20 protein-coding genes are annotated in these 17,865 nt (G+C 57.3%); 13 read left to right on the top strand and 7 right to left on the bottom strand.

The window, feature by feature from the left end; all coding sequences use genetic code 11:
* The first annotated feature begins 7 nt into the window (after window positions 1–7).
* From JYB85_RS18680 to JYB85_RS18650, 7 genes are all read left to right on the top strand, one after another.
* Window positions 8–748 (top strand): phosphatase PAP2 family protein, encoded by a 741-nt coding sequence (locus JYB85_RS18680; protein WP_207380494.1) that lies wholly within the window; start codon window positions 8–10, stop codon window positions 746–748.
* Between the two features lie 102 nt (window positions 749–850).
* Window positions 851–1,492: a TetR/AcrR family transcriptional regulator gene (locus JYB85_RS18675; RefSeq protein WP_207380493.1), complete on the top strand. Its 642-nt coding sequence runs from the start codon at window positions 851–853 to the stop codon at window positions 1,490–1,492.
* Window positions 1,489–2,424 (top strand): HlyD family secretion protein, encoded by a 936-nt coding sequence (locus JYB85_RS18670; protein ID WP_207380492.1) that lies wholly within the window; start codon window positions 1,489–1,491, stop codon window positions 2,422–2,424. The genes JYB85_RS18675 and JYB85_RS18670 overlap by 4 nt, the downstream gene beginning before the upstream one ends.
* Window positions 2,421–3,359: an ABC transporter ATP-binding protein gene (locus JYB85_RS18665; protein WP_207380491.1), complete on the top strand. Its 939-nt coding sequence runs from the start codon at window positions 2,421–2,423 to the stop codon at window positions 3,357–3,359. The genes JYB85_RS18670 and JYB85_RS18665 overlap by 4 nt, the downstream gene beginning before the upstream one ends.
* Window positions 3,352–4,473: an ABC transporter permease gene (locus JYB85_RS18660; protein ID WP_207380490.1), complete on the top strand. Its 1,122-nt coding sequence runs from the start codon at window positions 3,352–3,354 to the stop codon at window positions 4,471–4,473. Before JYB85_RS18665 ends, JYB85_RS18660 begins: the two co-directional genes overlap by 8 nt.
* Before the next feature lie 263 nt (window positions 4,474–4,736).
* Window positions 4,737–5,033 (top strand): hypothetical protein, encoded by a 297-nt coding sequence (locus JYB85_RS18655; RefSeq protein ID WP_207380489.1) that lies wholly within the window; start codon window positions 4,737–4,739, stop codon window positions 5,031–5,033.
* Between the two features lie 76 nt (window positions 5,034–5,109).
* A complete protein-coding gene (locus tag JYB85_RS18650) occupies window positions 5,110–5,553 on the top strand; it encodes a DUF6491 family protein (RefSeq protein ID WP_207380488.1) in 444 nt (147 codons plus the stop codon).
* A gap of 3 nt (window positions 5,554–5,556) precedes the next feature.
* Here JYB85_RS18650 and JYB85_RS18645 read toward each other — a convergent pair whose 3' ends face one another.
* From JYB85_RS18645 to JYB85_RS18625, 5 genes are read right to left on the bottom strand one after another with little or no spacing between them, the layout of a single operon-like run.
* On the bottom strand, window positions 5,557–5,952 hold the full coding sequence (locus tag JYB85_RS18645) for a hypothetical protein (protein ID WP_207380487.1): 396 nt from the start codon (window positions 5,950–5,952) through the stop codon (window positions 5,557–5,559).
* Window positions 5,953–5,974: 22 nt separating this feature from the next.
* Window positions 5,975–6,184: a hypothetical protein gene (locus JYB85_RS18640; RefSeq protein ID WP_207380486.1), complete on the bottom strand. Its 210-nt coding sequence runs from the start codon at window positions 6,182–6,184 to the stop codon at window positions 5,975–5,977.
* 36 nt (window positions 6,185–6,220) lie between these two features.
* Window positions 6,221–7,354 (bottom strand): ABC transporter permease, encoded by a 1,134-nt coding sequence (locus JYB85_RS18635; RefSeq protein WP_207380485.1) that lies wholly within the window; start codon window positions 7,352–7,354, stop codon window positions 6,221–6,223.
* A complete protein-coding gene (locus JYB85_RS18630; protein ID WP_207380484.1) occupies window positions 7,351–8,085 on the bottom strand; it encodes an ABC transporter ATP-binding protein in 735 nt (244 codons plus the stop codon). The genes JYB85_RS18635 and JYB85_RS18630 overlap by 4 nt, the downstream gene beginning before the upstream one ends.
* Window positions 8,086–8,088: 3 nt before the next feature.
* Window positions 8,089–9,591 carry an alpha/beta hydrolase gene (locus tag JYB85_RS18625; RefSeq protein ID WP_207380483.1) on the bottom strand — a complete coding sequence of 501 codons (1,503 nt, stop codon included), beginning with the start codon at window positions 9,589–9,591 and terminating at the stop codon, window positions 8,089–8,091.
* 89 nt (window positions 9,592–9,680) lie between these two features.
* Between JYB85_RS18625 and JYB85_RS18620 the strand changes: the two genes are divergently transcribed.
* The 5 genes from JYB85_RS18620 to JYB85_RS18600 all read left to right on the top strand — a co-directional run bounded on the left by JYB85_RS18620 (window position 9,681) and on the right by JYB85_RS18600 (window position 14,532).
* Window positions 9,681–10,079 (top strand): GntR family transcriptional regulator, encoded by a 399-nt coding sequence (locus JYB85_RS18620; RefSeq protein ID WP_207380482.1) that lies wholly within the window; start codon window positions 9,681–9,683, stop codon window positions 10,077–10,079.
* Window positions 10,066–10,911, top strand: a complete 846-nt coding sequence (locus JYB85_RS18615) for an ABC transporter ATP-binding protein (RefSeq protein WP_407695905.1) — start codon at window positions 10,066–10,068, stop codon at window positions 10,909–10,911. The genes JYB85_RS18620 and JYB85_RS18615 overlap by 14 nt, the downstream gene beginning before the upstream one ends.
* Window positions 10,908–12,170 carry a hypothetical protein gene (locus tag JYB85_RS18610; RefSeq protein ID WP_207380480.1) on the top strand — a complete coding sequence of 421 codons (1,263 nt, stop codon included), beginning with the start codon at window positions 10,908–10,910 and terminating at the stop codon, window positions 12,168–12,170. The genes JYB85_RS18615 and JYB85_RS18610 overlap by 4 nt, the downstream gene beginning before the upstream one ends.
* Window positions 12,171–12,261: 91 nt before the next feature.
* On the top strand, window positions 12,262–14,055 hold the full coding sequence (locus JYB85_RS18605) for an AMP-dependent synthetase/ligase (protein ID WP_207380479.1): 1,794 nt from the start codon (window positions 12,262–12,264) through the stop codon (window positions 14,053–14,055).
* 75 nt (window positions 14,056–14,130) lie between these two features.
* On the top strand, window positions 14,131–14,532 hold the full coding sequence (locus tag JYB85_RS18600; protein ID WP_207321386.1) for an acyl-CoA thioesterase: 402 nt from the start codon (window positions 14,131–14,133) through the stop codon (window positions 14,530–14,532).
* A 27-nt stretch (window positions 14,533–14,559) separates the two neighbouring features.
* On the opposite strand, the gene JYB85_RS18595 is transcribed toward JYB85_RS18600, so the two are convergent.
* A complete protein-coding gene (locus JYB85_RS18595) occupies window positions 14,560–15,315 on the bottom strand; it encodes a PilZ domain-containing protein (RefSeq protein WP_207325024.1) in 756 nt (251 codons plus the stop codon).
* A gap of 54 nt (window positions 15,316–15,369) precedes the next feature.
* Window positions 15,370–15,873, bottom strand: a complete 504-nt coding sequence (locus tag JYB85_RS18590; RefSeq protein ID WP_207380478.1) for a MarR family winged helix-turn-helix transcriptional regulator — start codon at window positions 15,871–15,873, stop codon at window positions 15,370–15,372.
* A gap of 108 nt (window positions 15,874–15,981) precedes the next feature.
* Here JYB85_RS18590 and JYB85_RS18585 point away from each other — a divergent pair, with 108 nt between their 5' ends.
* On the top strand, window positions 15,982–16,908 hold the full coding sequence (locus JYB85_RS18585; RefSeq protein ID WP_207380477.1) for a DMT family transporter: 927 nt from the start codon (window positions 15,982–15,984) through the stop codon (window positions 16,906–16,908).
* Window positions 16,909–17,865: the final 957 nt, after the last annotated feature.

Below are 17,865 nucleotides of genomic sequence, written 5' to 3'. Positions count from 1 at the left end.
AAACCATATGCATGTCGTAAAAGCCCCGGAGGCGGCCCTTGTCGCGGTTACATCGCGCTGGTGGGTGAGCCATTTAGTCTTACCTGTATTTGCTGTGCTGTGCCTGCTGGGTGCCATTGAGCATTTTGGGGTGGATATCCAGCTGGCCCAATGGATGTTTCATCTAGAGGGCGGCGTAAATACCTGGGGACTGCGCCACTGGTGGTTTACCGACGGCGTGTTGCATACGGGAGGCCGAAATCTGGTGGGCCTGATGGGGCTGGGTTTGCTGCTGGCCCTGGGTGCCAGCCATTTCCGCGAAAGCCTGAAGCCCTATCGCCGTGGCTTTTACTACTTGTTTTTATGCGTGCTTTCCAGCGTGATGCTGGTGCGCCTGGGCAAGAATCTGACCAATGTCAGTTGTCCCTGGGATCTGCTGCAATTCGGCGGCAAGCTCCCCTATGTGCCCTTTCCCTGGAGTCTTGGTACCAGGGACGTTGGTGGTCAATGCTTTCCCGGTGGCCATTCCAGTGGCGCCTTTGCCTGGATTTGTACTTATTACTTTGCCGCTGTTTATGCTCCCCGTTATCGCAAGCTGGTATTGCAGGCCGTGTTGGGCATGGGACTGATATTTGCCCTGTGCCAGGAGTTCCGCGGTGCCCACTTCCTGTCCCACGATCTTTGGAGCCTGTTGCTCAGCTGGACCATCGCCTCTTTGTTATTTTCGGTATTTTTTCCTGCCCATATTCGCCGGCAACTGGCGGATTAATTCAGCAAAACAGCGGTAATTGAGGAATTTTACCGCTGCCGTTATGTGCGGATCTTCACTAGTATGTTCATCAAGAGATGAATTTATTGGAAGAGGTCCGCCATGTCCCAAACTCCCGGCCGCCCCAAGGGGGATTCAGACGCCCGTGTCCGGCTGATCCAGGCCGCCAGGCAGCTGTTCAGCCAGCGCAGTTTCCAGGGCGTCTCCACCCGGGAAATCGCCCGTGAGGCCGAAGTCGATGCGGCCATGATCCGCTATTACTTTGGTGGCAAATCTGGCCTGTTCGAGCAGATGGTGCGTGAAACCATGGCCCCCGTGCTGGCCCGGTTTCGGCAGTTGAGCGAGACCGATGCCCCGGGCGATCTGGCGACCCTGATGCGGGTGTACTATCAGGCCATCGGCGCCCATCCCGGCCTGCCACGTCTGGTGCTGCGGGTGCTGCGCGAAGACGAAGGCTCTGAGCCTTATCGTATACTGCTGTCCATTTTCCAGGAAGTCATTCAACTGTCCCGTCGCTGGGTAACCCAGGCGCTGGTGGATTCGGGCCAATTGCGCGAAGGCGTTGACCCCGATCTGGCGCGCCTGAGCCTGGTCAGTTTGATGGTGTTTCCCCTGCTGGCGCCGCCCGTGTTGGTGGGCCAACTGGGGGTCACCCTGAATCCCGAGGGGCTTATGGCCCTGATCCCACACCATATCAAAGTGTTACAACAGGGCATCTTGCAGCCCGTGGAGAAGTCAGAATGAGAGTCTTGTCGTTGGTTGCCTTGTTGTTGCTCAGCGCCTGCCAACAGGAAGCGCCCAGGGTATATGGCACAGTTGAGCGGGATCGCCTGACCCTGACGGCCCCGGTGGGGGAGCTGATCCGTGCCGTCCATGTGCATGAAGGAGATGAGGTCAAGGCCGGAACCTTGCTGCTGGAGCTGGATGACACTGCGGTGCAGGCCAGGCTGGCGCTGCGCCGGGCCGAACTGGCCAGGGCCGAGGCTCAATTGGCCGAGTTATTAAAGGGGGCCCGCATTGAGGCTCTGGCCCAGGCCCGCGCCAAGGTGAGTGGCGCCGAGGCCACGCTCACTGAAGCCGAGTCAAGATACGAGCGCACCGCCAGGCTCTTTAAGGATAAGGTGTTGACCCAGGCTGATCTCGACGGTGCCCGTGCCGCCAGGGACACGGCCATTGCTGCCCGCGACAGTGCCACCCAGGCACTACGTGAGCTGGAAAATGGCACCCGCAGCGAGCAGCTGGATCAAGCCAGGGCCGCTGTGGCTGCCGCCGAAGCCCAATTGGCACTGGAACAAAAAGCGCTGGCGGACCTGCATTTGGTGGCGGCCCAGGATGCCGTGGTCGACCTGCTCCCCTGGCGGGCGGGTGACAGGGTCGCCGTCGGCACCCAGCTTGTAGGCCTGCTGGCCAAGAACCGGCCCTTTGTACGGATTTATCTGCCCGCACCTTACCTCGACAAAATGCTTCCCGGCGCCGAGGTTCAGATCCGAGTGGATGGCAGGGCGGATGCCTTGACCGGCAAGGTGCGCAAGGTGCGCAGTCAGCCGGCCTACACCCCCTTCTATGCCCTTAACGAGCGCGACCGTGCCCAGTTGATGTACCTGACGGACATAGATTTGCCCCAAGGCGCTGAGTTGCCCAGCGGCCTGGCCATCGAAGTGGAGTTGCCCCAATGAACGCAGGCGAGTTTGCCGTGGAAACCCGCGGTATGAGCCGCAGCTTCGGCGCGCTCAAGGCGGTGGATGGGGTCGACCTGGCCATTCCCCGCGGCAGCATATACGGATTCCTGGGGCCCAACGGTTGCGGCAAGTCCACCTCGATCCGCATGTTGACCGGCCTGCTGCGACCCACTGAAGGCGAGATCCGGGTGCTGGGGGAAACCCTGCCCGGGGCCGAAGAAAGGCTCAGGCGTCGTATCGGCTACATGACCCAGAGGTTTTCCCTGTATGAAAACCTGACCGTGCTGGAAAACCTGCGGTTCGTGGCCCAGATCTATGGCCTGCCGCTGCGGCATGCCAGGGAGCGCATAGAGCAATTGCTGGCGCTGTACGATCTCCATGGCCGTGAAACCCAGATGGCCGGTTCCATGAGTGGCGGTCAAAAGCAGCGGTTGGCGCTGGCGGCGGCAACCATGCACGAACCCGAGCTCTTGTTCCTCGATGAACCCACCTCGGCGGTGGATCCGGAAAACCGCCGGGAATTCTGGGAACGTTTATTCGACCTTTGTGCCCTGGGCACCACCATTTTGGTGTCGACCCACTACATGGATGAGGCCGAGCGCTGCCATGGGTTGGCGATTTTGGAGCGCGGCATCAAGCGCGCCGATGGTTCTCCGCAGCAACTGATGCAGGACATGGGGGCCCGGGTGGTGGAAGTGGCCGGTGACGACTTGCGCAAGCTCAAGCAGCAGCTGCTGACGGACGATGCCGTGCTGTCGGCGGCCCAAATCGGCAGCCGTCTGCGGGTATTGGTGCGAAGTGATATCAGCGACCCCCTGAGCTGGCTGGCCCCCAAGGTCGGCGGGCGCCATATGGACGAGGTGCGGCCCAGTCTGGAAGATGTGTTTGTTACCTGTACCGGCAGCCGTGCCGCTGGAGGTCAGCATGTTTAGTCGTATCCTCGCAATCCTTATCAAGGAGTTGCGCCAGCTATCACGGGACCGCATGACCTTCGGCATGATAGTGATGATCCCCTTGGTGCAGCTAACCCTGTTCGGCTATGCCATCAACACCGATGCGCGCCATCTGCCCGCTGCCGTGGTGGATCTCAGCAATTCCAGTTACAGCCGCGCCGTGCTGCAGGCCGTGACCGCCACCCAGGTGGTGGACTTCAAAGATACCTACAACACTGTGGTGGCGGCCGAGGCGGCCATTACCGCCGGTAAGGTCAAGGCGGTGCTGGTGCTGCCAGCGGATCTCGGTGAGCGTCTGGTGCGCCATCCGGCGGCCGCTGGTGGTCATTACTTTGCCGAGCCCGTGGGCCAGTGGCTGGTGGATGGCTCGGATACAGTGGTGGCCTCGGCCATACGTTCGCTGCGGCAGATGCCGCTGGCTGAGGTCATGTTGAAGCCCCAGGCCACTACGGTACCCAGCTTTGAGGTGGTGCAGTACTTTAACCCGGAGCAGCGCACTGTGGTCAACATTGTCCCGGGCCTGCTGGGGGTGATCCTGACCATGACCATGGTGATGTTCACCTCCGCCGCCATAGTGCGGGAGCGGGAGCAGGGCAATATGGAATTTCTGATCACCACCCCGGTGAAACCGCTGGAGTTGATGCTGGGCAAGATCTTGCCCTATGTGCTGGTGGGCTTTATTCAGGTGTCCATCATTCTCAGTGCCGGTCATCTGGTGTTTGATGTGCCCATCCGCGGTGGCTTGGACTCCATAGCCCTGGCGGCCATGCTGTTTATTCTCGCCAGCCTGACTTTGGGACTGGTGATTTCCACCATAGCCAAGACCCAGTTGCAGTCGATGCAGTTGACCATCTTTATCTTGCTGCCGTCGATCCTGCTGTCCGGTTTCATGTTTCCCTATGAAGCCATGCCGGTGCCGGCCCAGTGGATTGCCGAGGCCCTGCCGGCCACCCACTTTATGCGCATGGCCCGCGCCATAGTGCTCAGGGATGCCCAAGTGATGGACCTGGGGTACGACGCGCTGTGGCTGATGGGCTTCACCCTGTTCGGTTTAACGGTCGCCAGCCTGAGGTTTAATAAACGATTGGATTAAGGGCTGTTTGCCTCTTAAAAGTCCCGCGGCTGCGGGACTTTTTTTGTCTGCGTAAAGATCCTGCATACGCCTGGGCTGGGCCGTTTTCCTGTCCGCTGCGGACAGTCGGACAGTCCGGCGGTCGCATTAACCCCTGTCCGCCGCGGACATATCTGTTGTCCAAGATAAGTAAATGCTAAATGTAATCAATCGCTTATGATTTTGGCACGGCTCTTGATATATCCAGGTAAAGCAAGACCTTAATCCCAATCAAGGAGTGACCCATGAACAAGTACAGTATCAAGAGCATCATCTTTACCGCCGGTCTGGTATTCACCAGCGTAAACGCCAACGCCAACGCCAACGCCAACGACAGCTTTGGTTTCGATCTGGCAGGCCATGGCAATGTCACCACCCATCTGGTTGCTGATGTGGGCCGTGAATTGTCCAACCAGCTGGAGGCTTCCCTGGCACGGATTGCGGCCGAAACCCGCTTGGCCATCAGCCTGGAACTGCAAAGCGCAGAGGTTGATGCACCCCGGGAACAGGCGAACAGCAGCCTGCTGAGCCAGAGGAACTAAGGGCGCAATCCTGACTATGCCATGGTAGATACTTGGTTCTACACTCAAGGTTGGCGTGAATAATCGGGAGTATCAAATGCGACAAAGCAACACTATGGGCGGTCTGGCCCTGACCGCCATGTTAAGTCTGATCATTATGTCGGTGACCGGATGCAGTACTCATCTCAGTCGGGAAGAGTGGAAAACCCAGGTAGAGGCCAAGATTGACGAGTGGCAGCTGCAGCCGGTAGATAATATCACTACCTTTCGCCTCGACAGTTGGGCCTCTCTCGGTGAATGGCACTTGATGGTGCGGACCTCACCATTCAAGGCCTATCTGCTCGCACTCGGCAGCCGCTGTCCGGATCTGACCTATTCCCAGAGCCTGTTGCTTAAGCAGCAACTTTCCACTTCCCTGATGGCCAAATTTGATTCCGTGGCCACGGTCGACACCCCTGTGCCCCAATGCCGTATCGAGCGCATTTATCCTTTGACCAGGGAACAGGACAAGGCGCTGAGGGCGCTGGACAGTGGCAGCTAAACCTTATGCAGTTCCCGGCCAGTGGCTGATATATAGCCAAACAGCGACAAACAATGGGGCAAATAACAAGGTACTGAATGCCGCCAGGACTCGCATGTGTTTAACCCCCAGCAAATCGGCGGCATACCTAAGCTTGGGGGACCAGAACAGGGATGCCAGGCTCCACAGCAAGGCCAGTACCAGCCAACCGGCCCAAATGCCGGGAGTCAGATATGGTGTTTGCTCTATAAAGCCGTGGAATGCCAATAACCCCAAGGCCATAAAACCCGCGTTGGCCAATTCCTCCAGCTTAACCCAGACCGGGCTGTCATCCTTGCCGCTGAAATAGCCAAGCAGCTTAAAAGGTAGAGGCAACACCAGTATTGCTGCCAGAATCCAGAAACTGATTTGCCATCCCATGCTTGTTCTCCCTGATTCGGCCTTAAAGGCGACTCAACTCGCGTTTCAGTTCGTAATCGGGCGCTGTGACTATGGCTTCCAGCGCCGCAATCCTTTGCTTAAGGGCCTGATTCTCTTCTCTCAGGCTGTTAATTTCGGCCGTGGCCGCCGGCCTGCGGCGCCAGTAGTTAGTCAGCACCTGGGCGCCAAAGGCCGTCATCATGATCATTGTGACTGCGGTGAGCTTATCCATAATCAATGTCCTCCAGAGTGAAAGTGCCGGGCCCGCTTAGAGCCCGAACACCACTTTTTCGCTCTTGAGCGAGCGTTCCATAAACAACAACAGCAGCAGCGACAGCAGCAGGGTACCGCCGGAGGTGACCAACAGCTGCAGCAGCGGCAGGTCCTTGCCCTTGACGAAGGCCATCAGCGCCTGTTGCTGGCCCGAAATCGGCAACCAGTAGAGCACATCCGGGGCTATGTCGTAGGCGGCTGTCATCGACAGCGCCAACGGCACTATCAGCACCATGGTCAGGTAGGACTGGGCTTCCTTGAAGGTTTTGGCCAAAAAGGACACCGCCAGTTGCAGGGTGGAGGCCAGCAGGGCTATGGGCAGACCCACCAGCAGGATCAGGGCGATGAAGGTCGGATCCAGGGTGATGGAAAAGCCCAGCTTGTGCCAGGGCACCAGGCTGTAGGCAAACTTGGACACCAGCAGGATCAGGGCCAGGCCCAGCATGGCAAAACAGGTGACCGCCATCGCCTTGGCCAGCACCAGTTGCCGGGTGCTCAGGGGGTGGCTCAGCAGCAGCGCCAGGGAGTTGCGTTCCCGCTCACCGGCGCTGGTGTCTATGGCCAGGTTCATTCCCGAGATAAACACCGAGTAGATCATGGTAAAGAGCGCCAGGCCCAGGATCATGCCGGCCTTGGAATCGGCGGTGGCTTCGTCGTGCAACTCCACCTTCAAAGGCATGACCACCCTGGGGTCTATGCCGCGGGCAATCAGTCGCAGGCTACCCATCTCGCTGCTGTAATTTTGCAGTTGGGTTTGCAGGCGGCGGATGGATTTTTGCAATTTCTCATCCGAGTTGTCGGCTTCTATGATGATTTCGGCCGGCATGCCCTTGGCCATCTGCGCCGCATATTCGTCACCTATGATCAGTCTGATAGGTTTGGCCTTGTCTTCATCCGAGTGGCTGATGCCCTGGTTTTCCAGGTAATGCACCAGGTCACGGGCGCCGTTGGCATTGTCTATATGGATAAAGAGATCGTCCGGGCTGGAGAGCTTGTTGATCAGCACCAGAAACAGGCCGCACATAATAAGCGGCGTACCTATGGCGTAATACAGGCCGGCCATCACGGAGCGCCTGTCGCGGGCAGCATCCAGTAATTCCTTGCGAAACAGGGTGATAATAGCGTTCATGCGGCAATCCCTTCGTCGGTTCCAATCAGTTTTATAAAGGCTTCTTCCAGTGAATCGTGGCCGGTGCGCTCACAGAGCTCGGCAGGGCTACCTACGGCAACCACTTCCCCGCGGGCCATAACTATGACCCGGTCACAGAGGGCGGCGACCTCGTGCATCACATGGCTGGAAAACAGCACGCAGTGGCCCTGGGCCCTGAGGGACTTGAGCATTTCCCTGAGCACCCGGGTGCTCATCACATCCAGGCCGCGGGTGGGCTCATCCAGAATAATGTTGCGCGGCTGGTGGACTATGGCCTGGGCAAGGGCGGTTTTCATTCTTTGCCCCTGGGAAAAGCCCTTGCAGCGGCGATCGGCTATCTCATCCATCTGCAATTGGCTCAGCACCCGGGCTGTAGCCTCTTTGGCGGACCGGGTATCCATGCCCGAGAGCTCGGCGAAAAAGCGCACATATTCCCTCGGGGTCAGGCGCTCATACAGGCCAAATGGGTCAGGAAACAAGCCCAGGCGCTGCTTGGCGGCCAAAGGATCCTGACTCACGTCTATGCCATCGATCTCTGCTGTACCACTGTCGGGCTTGAGCAGGCCAAAAACTGTCCGCAGGCAGGTGGTTTTACCGGCACCATTGGGGCCAAGCAGGCCGGTGATATGGCCATCTTCGGCCTGGAAGCTGAGGTTGTTCAGCGCCTGGACTGTGCCGATTTTTTTATATAAAGCGTCGACTCTGATCATGACTTATTCCTTGTTGGCGGTCAGGGGCTCGACCGTGCTGGCGTTGAGATAAAAACTGCGGCGCACATCCTTATTGAGGCAATCGCCCTGAATGTCCTTCAGGCTGCCGCTGTTGACCAATTGGGCCACCAACTTGTTACCGCAGGACTGTTGGGCCACGCCATGGGTGGCGTAGGGGGCGACCAGATGCTTGGCGTTGCCCATGTCAGCCATGGCCAGTTCGGCCCACTGGGGTGGGGTGGCGGGGTCAATTTCGCCGGACAGCAGCAACACGGGTAACTGGCTGCGTACGCCCTCAGCAAAGGCTGCATCGGCTGCGGGTACCGGCCATTGTGCACAGACTTCTTCCAGGCCCTTGATCATGTTGGCGCCATAGTAACTTTCGGACAGCTGCTTGCGCATGCCGGCATCCAGAAGCGGAATATCTTCACCACACACCACAGAGCTGTGCATACCCATGGCCAGATCCAGGCCGTCGAGCATCATGCCGTGCAGCCCAAGGATCCCCTGATAATTGCCGGCGGCGGCTTGATGAATCGCCAGCGGCAGCAGGGCGCGGACATTGGTGGCATACAGGGCGAGGCGCACCACTGAGGCAAACTTGTTACGGGTCAGCAGAAACTCGGTGGCCTCGCCGCTGCGGGGATGATTCACCATCAAGCGCACCGGAGCCTGGTCGAGCCTTTGATTGACCATGGCCAGCTCGTTACGCAGGCCTGGGAATTGGGTATGACATTGGCTGTTCTGTTCGCAGTCCGACAGCAGAAGTTCCACCGCCCTGTCTATGGCATCACCTATGGCCAGCACGCTTTGCTGCATGGGCACTACGCCGTCGAGGGTGACGGTCAGCAAAGACTCGGGATAATGCTTAAGGTACAGCTGTGCCATGCGGGTGCCGTAGGAAATTCCGTAGACATGCAACTTGTCGTAGCCCAAAGCCCGGCGCACCGCCTCGAAGTCTTCCAGCGCCGCCCGGCTGCCGTACTGAGCTATATCTGCGTCGAGATTGCTGCGACACTTGGCTGCCTCGGCGCCGCCATCGAGCTTTTCATCATCGAATGCCAGGCTCATGGCATCGGGGCCCAGGTCGCAGTTAAGCAGGTTTGATCTGCCGGTACCGCGCTGATCTATCAGCAGTATGTCGCGGCTTTGACGAATTTCGGCAAAGGTGCGCTCAAAGCCAACCGCATTGTCTATGGCCGATTGTCCCGGGCCGCCGGCGATGGCCAGAAACGCCTCATTGGGGAAGCTGGGTTTGATGGCCGGCAACACCGCATAGTGCACTTGTATTTTGCGACCTTCTGGCTTGGCGGCATTTTCCGGCACCTCCACATAGCCACACTTTGCCCTGTCGGATATGCCGGACAGATAGCAGCTTTGGGGGGCGCCCGTAGCCTGTTGCTGTACCTCGCTGGCCTGGCTTGGGTCGCAGGCCAATAACCATAGAGCGGTGGCACACGCCGCCAGGGGGGCAATCCTGGTCGGGGTCTTAATCCTTGCAATCATCTGAGCTTTCCTTTTTGCAATCCTGGCCAATTATGCTAGTTTAGTAGTGTATCGGTGTATCAATGTATTAATACAGTGTCTAAAGGCTAATGTTAGAACTCCTGCATGTCAACCCCTCCAGCGGCGAGCCCATATATCGTCAGCTGAATGATCAGATAGTCAGACTGATAGTCGGTGGTCAACTGGCCGTGGACGAGGTTCTGCCGTCTGTAAGGCAAATTGCCGAATATCTGGCGGTCAACCCCATGACGGTTTCCCGGGCCATTCAGCAGTTGGTGGATCAAGGTTGGCTGGAGCGGCGCCGTGGTCAGGCGACCCGGGTGGCTCCCCGTAAGCAGCAGGACTCGGGCACTGAACTGTTGGCGCCCCAATTGTTGGCGCTGGTGCAGCAGGCACGTCAGTTGGGGCTGGACAAAACATCGCTGCTGACACTCATTTCAGACACATGGAAGCAAGAGGCAAACGAGGATGGAAATGCAAACGGCTGAACAGCCTCTGCTCAGGGTGAGCGGACTGCGTAAGGGTTTTGACGGCAAGGTGGCGCTGGACGGCGTCGATCTGGTGCTGGAACCCGGCATGGTGGTGGGGCTGCTCGGCAAGAACGGCGCCGGCAAAACCACCCTGATGCGCTGTATTTTGGGCTTGTTAAGCCCGGACTGGGGAGAGATCAGCACCCTGGGGCAGGCACCGACGGCCATGAGTCCGGCCCTGAAGACGCGCATAGGCTATGTGCCCCAGCAACATTTCGGCTATGAAGGCTTTACCGTGGCGCGGGCATTGGCGTTGCATGCCAGTTTCTACCCCGAGTGGGACAAGCAATTGGAGCAGGCCTGGGTGCAGCGCTTTGGGCTGGATCTCAATGCGCAGGTGAACAAGCTGTCGGTGGGGCAGCGTCAATCGCTGGCCATCATCATGGCCATGGCCTATAGACCGCAATTGCTGATCCTCGACGAGCCCGTCGCCAGCCTGGATCCCTCGGCAAGGCGTCGTTTTATGGCGGATCTGTTTGAACTGGCGCTGGAATCCGGCTCTGCCGTGCTGTTCTCTTCCCATATCACCTCGGATTTGGAGCGGGTCGCCAGCCATGTGGCGCTGCTCAAGGACGGCAAGTTGCTGTTGATGCGCGACCTCGATGGCCTGCGGGAATCACTGCGGCTGCTGACCATAAAGGAAGACTGCCGCCTGCCACCGGGCCTGACTCAACTGGGCCGCAATGGTAACCGGGTGTTGGTGGAGGGATTCGATGGTGACGCCTTTGCCGGCCTGATCCACGCCGAGCCGGTGAATCTGGAACAGCTGTTTATGGAGCTGCATCCATGAGGGTTTTGAGGGGATTTGGGTCCCTGTGGTTCCGGGATCTGGGCAGTGCCAGCTTTTTGGGGATGCAGCTGCTGTTTGGATTGATATTCGTTCTGGCGGTCTTGCTGCTGGAGCGCCGCGAAGATGTCGGCATGATGTTGTCCTTTTCCCTGTCCGGCATGAGTATGGCCATCGCCTGGCAATGGAACCGGGTACACGCCAGCGAATGGGGCTTGCTGAGTCCGGGCTTTGTTGCGCTGGTGCGACGCCAGTCGCAGATCCTGATGTTGGGCTCGGTGCTGTTGTCATTGATGCTGGCGCTGCTGACCGGGATATCCGTTGGCTTTGTTGGGCTGCCGCTGCTGGCAGGTATGGCTTTCCTGTGGGCCTGCAGTCTGAAGCCGGGCAATTTTTACCTGTCACTGGTGCTATTTTTCTCCTTGTTGCTGATAAAGCCGCTGCTGGCCGCCGCTCCTGCGCTGGGATGGCTATCCGTGCTTTTGGCACTGCCCGCCATGTGGGCCATGGAACGCCGTCTGTGGGATACGTCCTGGCGCAGCGGCGCCCAGTACCTGTATCAAAACGGTATGAATACCGGCGGACTGGCCCTGCCCTCCTGGCGTCTGTTCAATAGCAGCGCCGGTTTGGTGCGTTTACTGTTTCCCCTGAGTTATTTTTCCGGCCCGGCACTTTTGGTGCTGATGCTATTGCTGCCCTTGGTGGCGGCCTTGGTGACCTCTGTGTTGTTGCTGATGCCAGTGGAGTCGACAAACAGCAAACTCTATGGTTGGCTACATCTTTGGGTACAACTTTGCGTCATGGGTTGCGCCATGGTCCATTGGATCCGGGTGATGCGCTGGCGCTCACTGGATGCCTTGCTGCTGTTACCGCTTTTTGCCGGTTTCAATGACTTCAAACGGCAATTCTTTCACGCCCAGTTGCGCTTGCTGGGGCTGATCAGCCTGATTATCTGTCTGCTGATGCTGCTGCAAACCCTGCTGCTTGGCTACCCTTGGGGTCTGTTGCCCATTACCGTGTTGGCCACTTTTTGGGGTTGTGCTCTGTCCCTGGGATTGGGGGTGCTGTGCCGTAACAGTTTGCACATCACCCTGCTGATGTTGGTGATGATACCGCCCCTGGTGATCACCGATGTGGCAGCGCGTCAGGCCCGGGAAGGTACTTTGGAGCCAACGCTGTGGCTGCTCGGCAATGGTCTCATGGCCCTGCTGGCACTGGCCGTGTTGTACCTGACTCGTAACCGCCTGCGGGGCCCCGAATAGAGATAGAGCAAAAACTCTTATCTTTGCTGTGTGATTGGGATAGAATTCCGCCAAAACGGAACAGCTGTACGCTGCAACCCAGGAAATCCCCATGTCACTTCAGCAATTTCATGTCGTGCGTCTGCTGCGTCAGCAGGCCCTGTCCCGGCCCCAGGCCATCGCCCTCGAAGGCTTTGAAATGGCGTCACCCTGGCAGCAACTCAGCTGGCAGGAATTTGAGCAACGCACCGATCGCTTGGCGATGCAGCTGATAGCCGACAAGCTGGCCATCCAGGACAAGGTGGCCATACTGTCGCACAATTGCCCCCAGTGGACTGTGGCCGACGTGGCGGCGCTCAAGGCCCGTGCCGTGGTAGTGCCGATTTATCCCACCAGTACCGCCGAGCAAGCCGCCTTTATCATCAATGATGCCGAAGCCAGCTGGTTGTTTGTCGACTGTGCCCGCAGCTACGCCCTGGCCTGTGAACTCAGGGCCCTGTGTCCCGGTTTGCAGCGAATAGTGGTATTCGATGGTGCGGTGGAACTGAGCCACAACTCGGATTGCTATTTTGACGAGCTGCTTGAACGGCCGGTTCAGGTCGAAGTGCAACAGGAGCTGGAGCAGAGAATCGATGGTGCCAACCTGGATGAACTGCTGACCCTGATTTACACCTCAGGCACCACGGGGGATCCCAAGGGGGTCATGTTGCCGCACCGGGCCTTTGCTTCCACGGTACGCCAGCACGATCAACGTCTGGCCGTCAGTTCCGGACACGTGTCCCTGGCTTTTTTGCCCCTGAGTCATGTGTTTGAGCGCGGCTGGAGTTTCTATGTCTTGTGCCGTGGCGGCCACAATGTTTACCTGTCGGATACCAACAGGGTCAAGGAGGCCATAGCCGCGGTACGGCCCCATACCCTGTGCGTGGTGCCACGTTTCCTGGAAAAGGTCTACAGCGCGGTGCAGGACAAGGTTGCCCGCGCGCCCAAGACCAGGCAAGCACTGTTTCACTGGGCCCTGGCCGTGGGACAAAACCAATTTGAGGTGGATCAGGGCCGTGCCCGGAGCTCATTGTGGCTCAAGCTTAAGGCTCGTATCGCCGATGCCCTGGTGGCCTCCAAGTTACGCCAGGTGCTGGGGGGCCGGCTGAGGTTTATGCCCTGTGGCGGTGCAGCCCTGGACCCCAAAGTGGGGGCCTTCTTCAACGCCGTGCATATTCCCGTGCTCTGTGGCTATGGCCTGACCGAAACCACGGCCACAGTCACCTGCAACACATTGGACAACAGGGTGCCCGGCTCCAATGGCCAGACACTGCCTGAGGTGGAAGTGCGCCTCGGGGCCGACGATGAGATCCTGGTGCGCGGCGATACCGTCATGAGCGGCTACTACAAGCGACCCGAGGACACTGCGGCCGCCTTTGAGGATGGCTGGCTCAGGACAGGTGATGCCGGGCGCCTGGATGCCGCAGGCAATCTCTTTATTACCGATCGCATCAAGGAACTGATGAAGACGTCCAACGGCAAATACATTGCGCCGCAGCGGGTGGAGGGGAAAGTGGGCTGTTGCCCCTTTATCGAACAGGTGGCCATCATAGCCGATGCCCGAAACTATGTGACGGCCCTGATAGTCCCCGCCTTCGAGACGTTGGAAGCCTGGGCCAGGGAGGTGGGGTTAAGTTACGAATCCAAGCTGGAACTGATACGTCACAGCCATGTGCTGGAACACTTCGAGGCGCGGCTCAAGCTGATGCAACAGGAGCTGGCGGGCTTTGAACAGATCAAGAAGTTCACCCTGTTGCCGGACGCCTTTACCATGGAGTCGGGACTGATTACCCCGACCCTCAAGCTGAAGCGCAAGATGATTTATCACAAATACGCCAGGGAAATCAGCGCCATGTACGGCGGCTAAGGCTGAATACTTGGTCACGGCGGCGCTTTGGCTTAAGATGCAAATCGCCGCCCACTATCACTAAGGAACCCAGCCATGCAGTTCGAGCTCAGCATCCAACCCAGATTCAATGAAACCGACGGACTGGGCCACATCAATAATACTGTGATCCCCGTGTGGTTCGAGGCGGCCCGTGAGCCAGTGTTCGCCATCTTCAACCCCGAGTTGGATCTCAAGCATTGGAACCTGATTGTGGCGGGCTTCAGTGTGGCCTTCAGTGCGCCCACCTATTACGGCAAGACAGTCGAAGTGGTTACCCAGATAAGCCGCATCGGCAGCTCCAGTTTTGAGGTGTTCCAGCGCGCCTTCCAGGCCGGCGTACAAACCGCCGAGGCCAAGACCACCCTGGTGCACTACGACTACGGGAATGAAAAAAGCCAGCCGATTCCGGCCGATATCCGCAGCCAGTTGGAAGCCTATCTGACCACTTCTGCCTGATTTTTCTCGCTATCTTGGCCGAGGGAGTTATTGGTCGGCTGCCGGCGCGCCCTTGTCTTCCCCGGCCTTTGTCTCTTCCGATAGGGGCTGCTTGCCAGGCAGCTCCTGGATCAGGTGCCTCAGGATCACCCTTTGCACCAGGGCTTCGGTTTCCTGCTGGGAGCAGTTGAGCACCAGACCGTAGTGGGTCAGGTTATTCTCTGCGTCTATAAATTGCTGATTCTTGATGGTGACCGGCAGCACTGTGCTGCGGCCATCCCTGTCGTCGGTGAATTTCAGGCTGTAGTGCTTGTCGACGCAGTCTTCACCCAGATCTTTGCCGATGAAGGCTCCACCGCCGATGGAGATATCGCAGATATGGCCATCGGATACCTTGTGGGTGCTGTCATTGGCCTGCAATTGCGCCGGCACATTGACTTGCAGGCGGCTGTGTTGGCGCAGCGCCAACTGTTCCAGATCCCTGGGGTACTCCAGCACTATCCATTGGTACATGGCCGACATGATGCGGCTGATGGTTGAGCGAAAGGCGAACACATGCCCGCTGGGGTCATCGCTGTTCAGCAGCCGCACTATCACGCCCCTGTCTTCCTTGATGTATGGTTTGGCCGCCAGCCAATGGCGATCGCTGCCAAACTCGAGCAATACCGCCCTGCGGGAATGTATTCCTATCAGGCGGGTGCGCAGGCGGATGGGTTGGGTGGGTGTCAGCAACTGCAGGTACACTTCGGTGTTGCAGGGAACAGAGTCAAATCGTTCAAAGTCATCGGGGGTGCTGTGTGTCATGGCGCCTGATCCCATCCGTATGGTTAAGCTGTCAGCTCAAGAATAGACCATAAATCAGTCGCCTGACGTAAGGGGTTGTTCAAATTGTGCCAACCACAGGGTCAGGAGCCCATTGAGCTGCTGTTGCTCTTTTCTGGGCAGGGAAGCCAACAGGACTTGCTGTTGGCGCACATGGGCGTCCAGTACATGTTCCACCAGGGTCAAGCCGGCATCGGTCAGCACCACTTCAACGCTGCGCCTGTCGCTTTGGCTATGTTCACGGGCAATCAGTCCTTTTTGTTCCAGACGGTCAAGGCGGTTGGTCATGGCACCCGAGGTCAGCATCATGGTCTGCAACAGGCCGGAAGGTGTGAGTCTGTGTGGGGCGCCTGCCCGGCGCAGGGTGGCGAGTACGTCAAATTCCCCCGGTTTGAGGTCGAACTCCTGATGGCAGGCGCTAAGTTGTTGTTCCAGATGCTTGGCCAAGCGACCAAGACGTCCAATGATGCCCATGGGCAAGGTGTCGAGTGCGGGTTTTTCTGCGGCCCACTGGGCCTGGATCCTGTCGATGGCGTCCATTTTTACTTCCGGCGCTGATAACTGAAATTTAATTTAACATGAAGATACTTTACCGTCAGTAATAATTCCGTTAGGCTGGTAATATGTCTTGATGTGAAGATACTTTATATGAATTTATTTTTTGCCTTGTTGACCGCCGCCTGTTGGGGCACTACCTATGCCATTACCCAGATGAGTGTGCCCGGATGGCCGCCTTTGCTCTTGGGGGCCATCCGCGCCCTGCCGGCGGGATTGCTGTTGTGGATGTTCAAACCCAGCCTACCGGCCCGGCAGCATTGGTTACCGCTGCTGGGGCTGGGGGCACTCAATATCGCCGCCTTCTTCAGCCTGATCTTTGTCATGGCCCACACTTTGCCGTCGGCCATCTCCGGGGTGGGCATGGTATCTGTGCCGCTGTTTGCCATGCTGTTCCAATTTGTGGTGCTCAGGCAGCGCCCCAGTCAGGTGCAATTGGTGGCCGGTGGTTTATTGCTGCTGCTTGGCTGGCAGCTGTTCAATCCGGCGTCGATGCAACTCAATCCCCTGGGATTGCTGGCCATGGTGGCAGCCATCGGCTGCATTATCTGCGGCAGTCGCCTGACCCAAACCCTCAGCGGTCGCCTGCATTGGTGGGATGTATTGGTGTGGCAGCTCATAGTTGGTGGCACTCTGTTGGCCCTGGCGAGCCTGGGGCATGCCTGGTTCGCGCCGCAAGCCTATCTCGACGCCTTTGCCAATCTGGACGGTCGTAACCTGGCGGGGCTGGCTTGGATAGTGCTCATCAACACTGCCCTGGCCTATGGCCTGTACGTGTGGTTGATGCAGCGCATGTCCGTGGTGGAATTTACCTTCGGCGGCATAGCCAATCCCGTGGCGGGCATCACCCTTGGCACCCTGCTGCTGAGGGAAAGTTACAGTCAGGGCCAATACCTGTTGATGGCGGGCATGATAGCCGCCTCGCTGCTGCCTGCACTGTGGCAGAGATGTCGCGAAAATCAATACTTGACATACGCATCGCAAAAAGAACAGCAAGTTACAGGCGATCCAAACCCATAAGTTGACATAAAATGAACCCATATCATGACAAATTAGAGATACATAAAGGCCCGTGAGTAGCGGGACTGAATGCAATGAATTTTTTAGTGATGTCTGTACTTTTAATGCCATTACAGCATCTTAAGGTAAGAGTGGCATTCAACCGCGATGGTAAGCCAGGTATCCAAGTATGCAAAACCTGGTAACAATGAATGCTGCGGCCAGAGTTAAAATTACACCTGTAGCCATAGTGATCTTCTACTCAGAGTCGCCTTCTAATCTATGTGGTGGCACTGGCGCAATTGATCGCTGATACTGCTTAGGAGTGATTAGCTCTACTGCTTTGAGCTGTGCACTTGGTTGGTGAAGTGATTTACCTTGACTTGGCAGTATTATTAAAATGGCCGTCATCGAATGCTGCTATAATTCAGTTGGTTAGGCTGTCACGCTGGCGAGCATGTAACCCACTTTTTTAATTGTCGGCTTGCGTTTTCAACGCGAACTTTTTACACCTTAAAATAAGTGTTGACGTTAGTGCTGTTGCCAAATTAAAGGCTGTGGATTGAAGCATAGAAAGTCTGCAAGGATTACTTAGCTGATATGTGGCATAAAAATCCGGAATTCTCACACTTGTAATGTTTGTTCAGCAACATCAAAAATAAGCCCCATCTTATATATTGTGCATGCCTAATATTTAGCAATAGATGCATTTTTCTGCATGGTCTTCAAATCTGCCATTGATCCAAGACTGCTCCCCAATAAGTTACTTTTCTGATGTTTAAACACCTAGTCACTGTTAAAACTGTGTTGCTTGATTGGTTTGGAAAAAGGTGGTTAAATCTGCGCCGGTTTCCCGTATCCAACTGGAAGCAACAAAAGAGTCATCGGATTTATTTTGCTTTGACTTGCTCTTTGGCCAAAGCTGAAATGGCGCGGCCTATAGTTAAGTGCTTGTTATTGTTTGTAAATCAAGGTGTT

The sequence above is a fragment of the Shewanella sedimentimangrovi genome (genome assembly GCF_017354965.1).
Lineage (GTDB): Bacteria > Pseudomonadota > Gammaproteobacteria > Enterobacterales > Shewanellaceae > Shewanella > Shewanella cyperi.
Note: the sequence above shows the minus strand (reverse complement) of the source record. Positions and strands in the feature narration are given on the sequence as shown.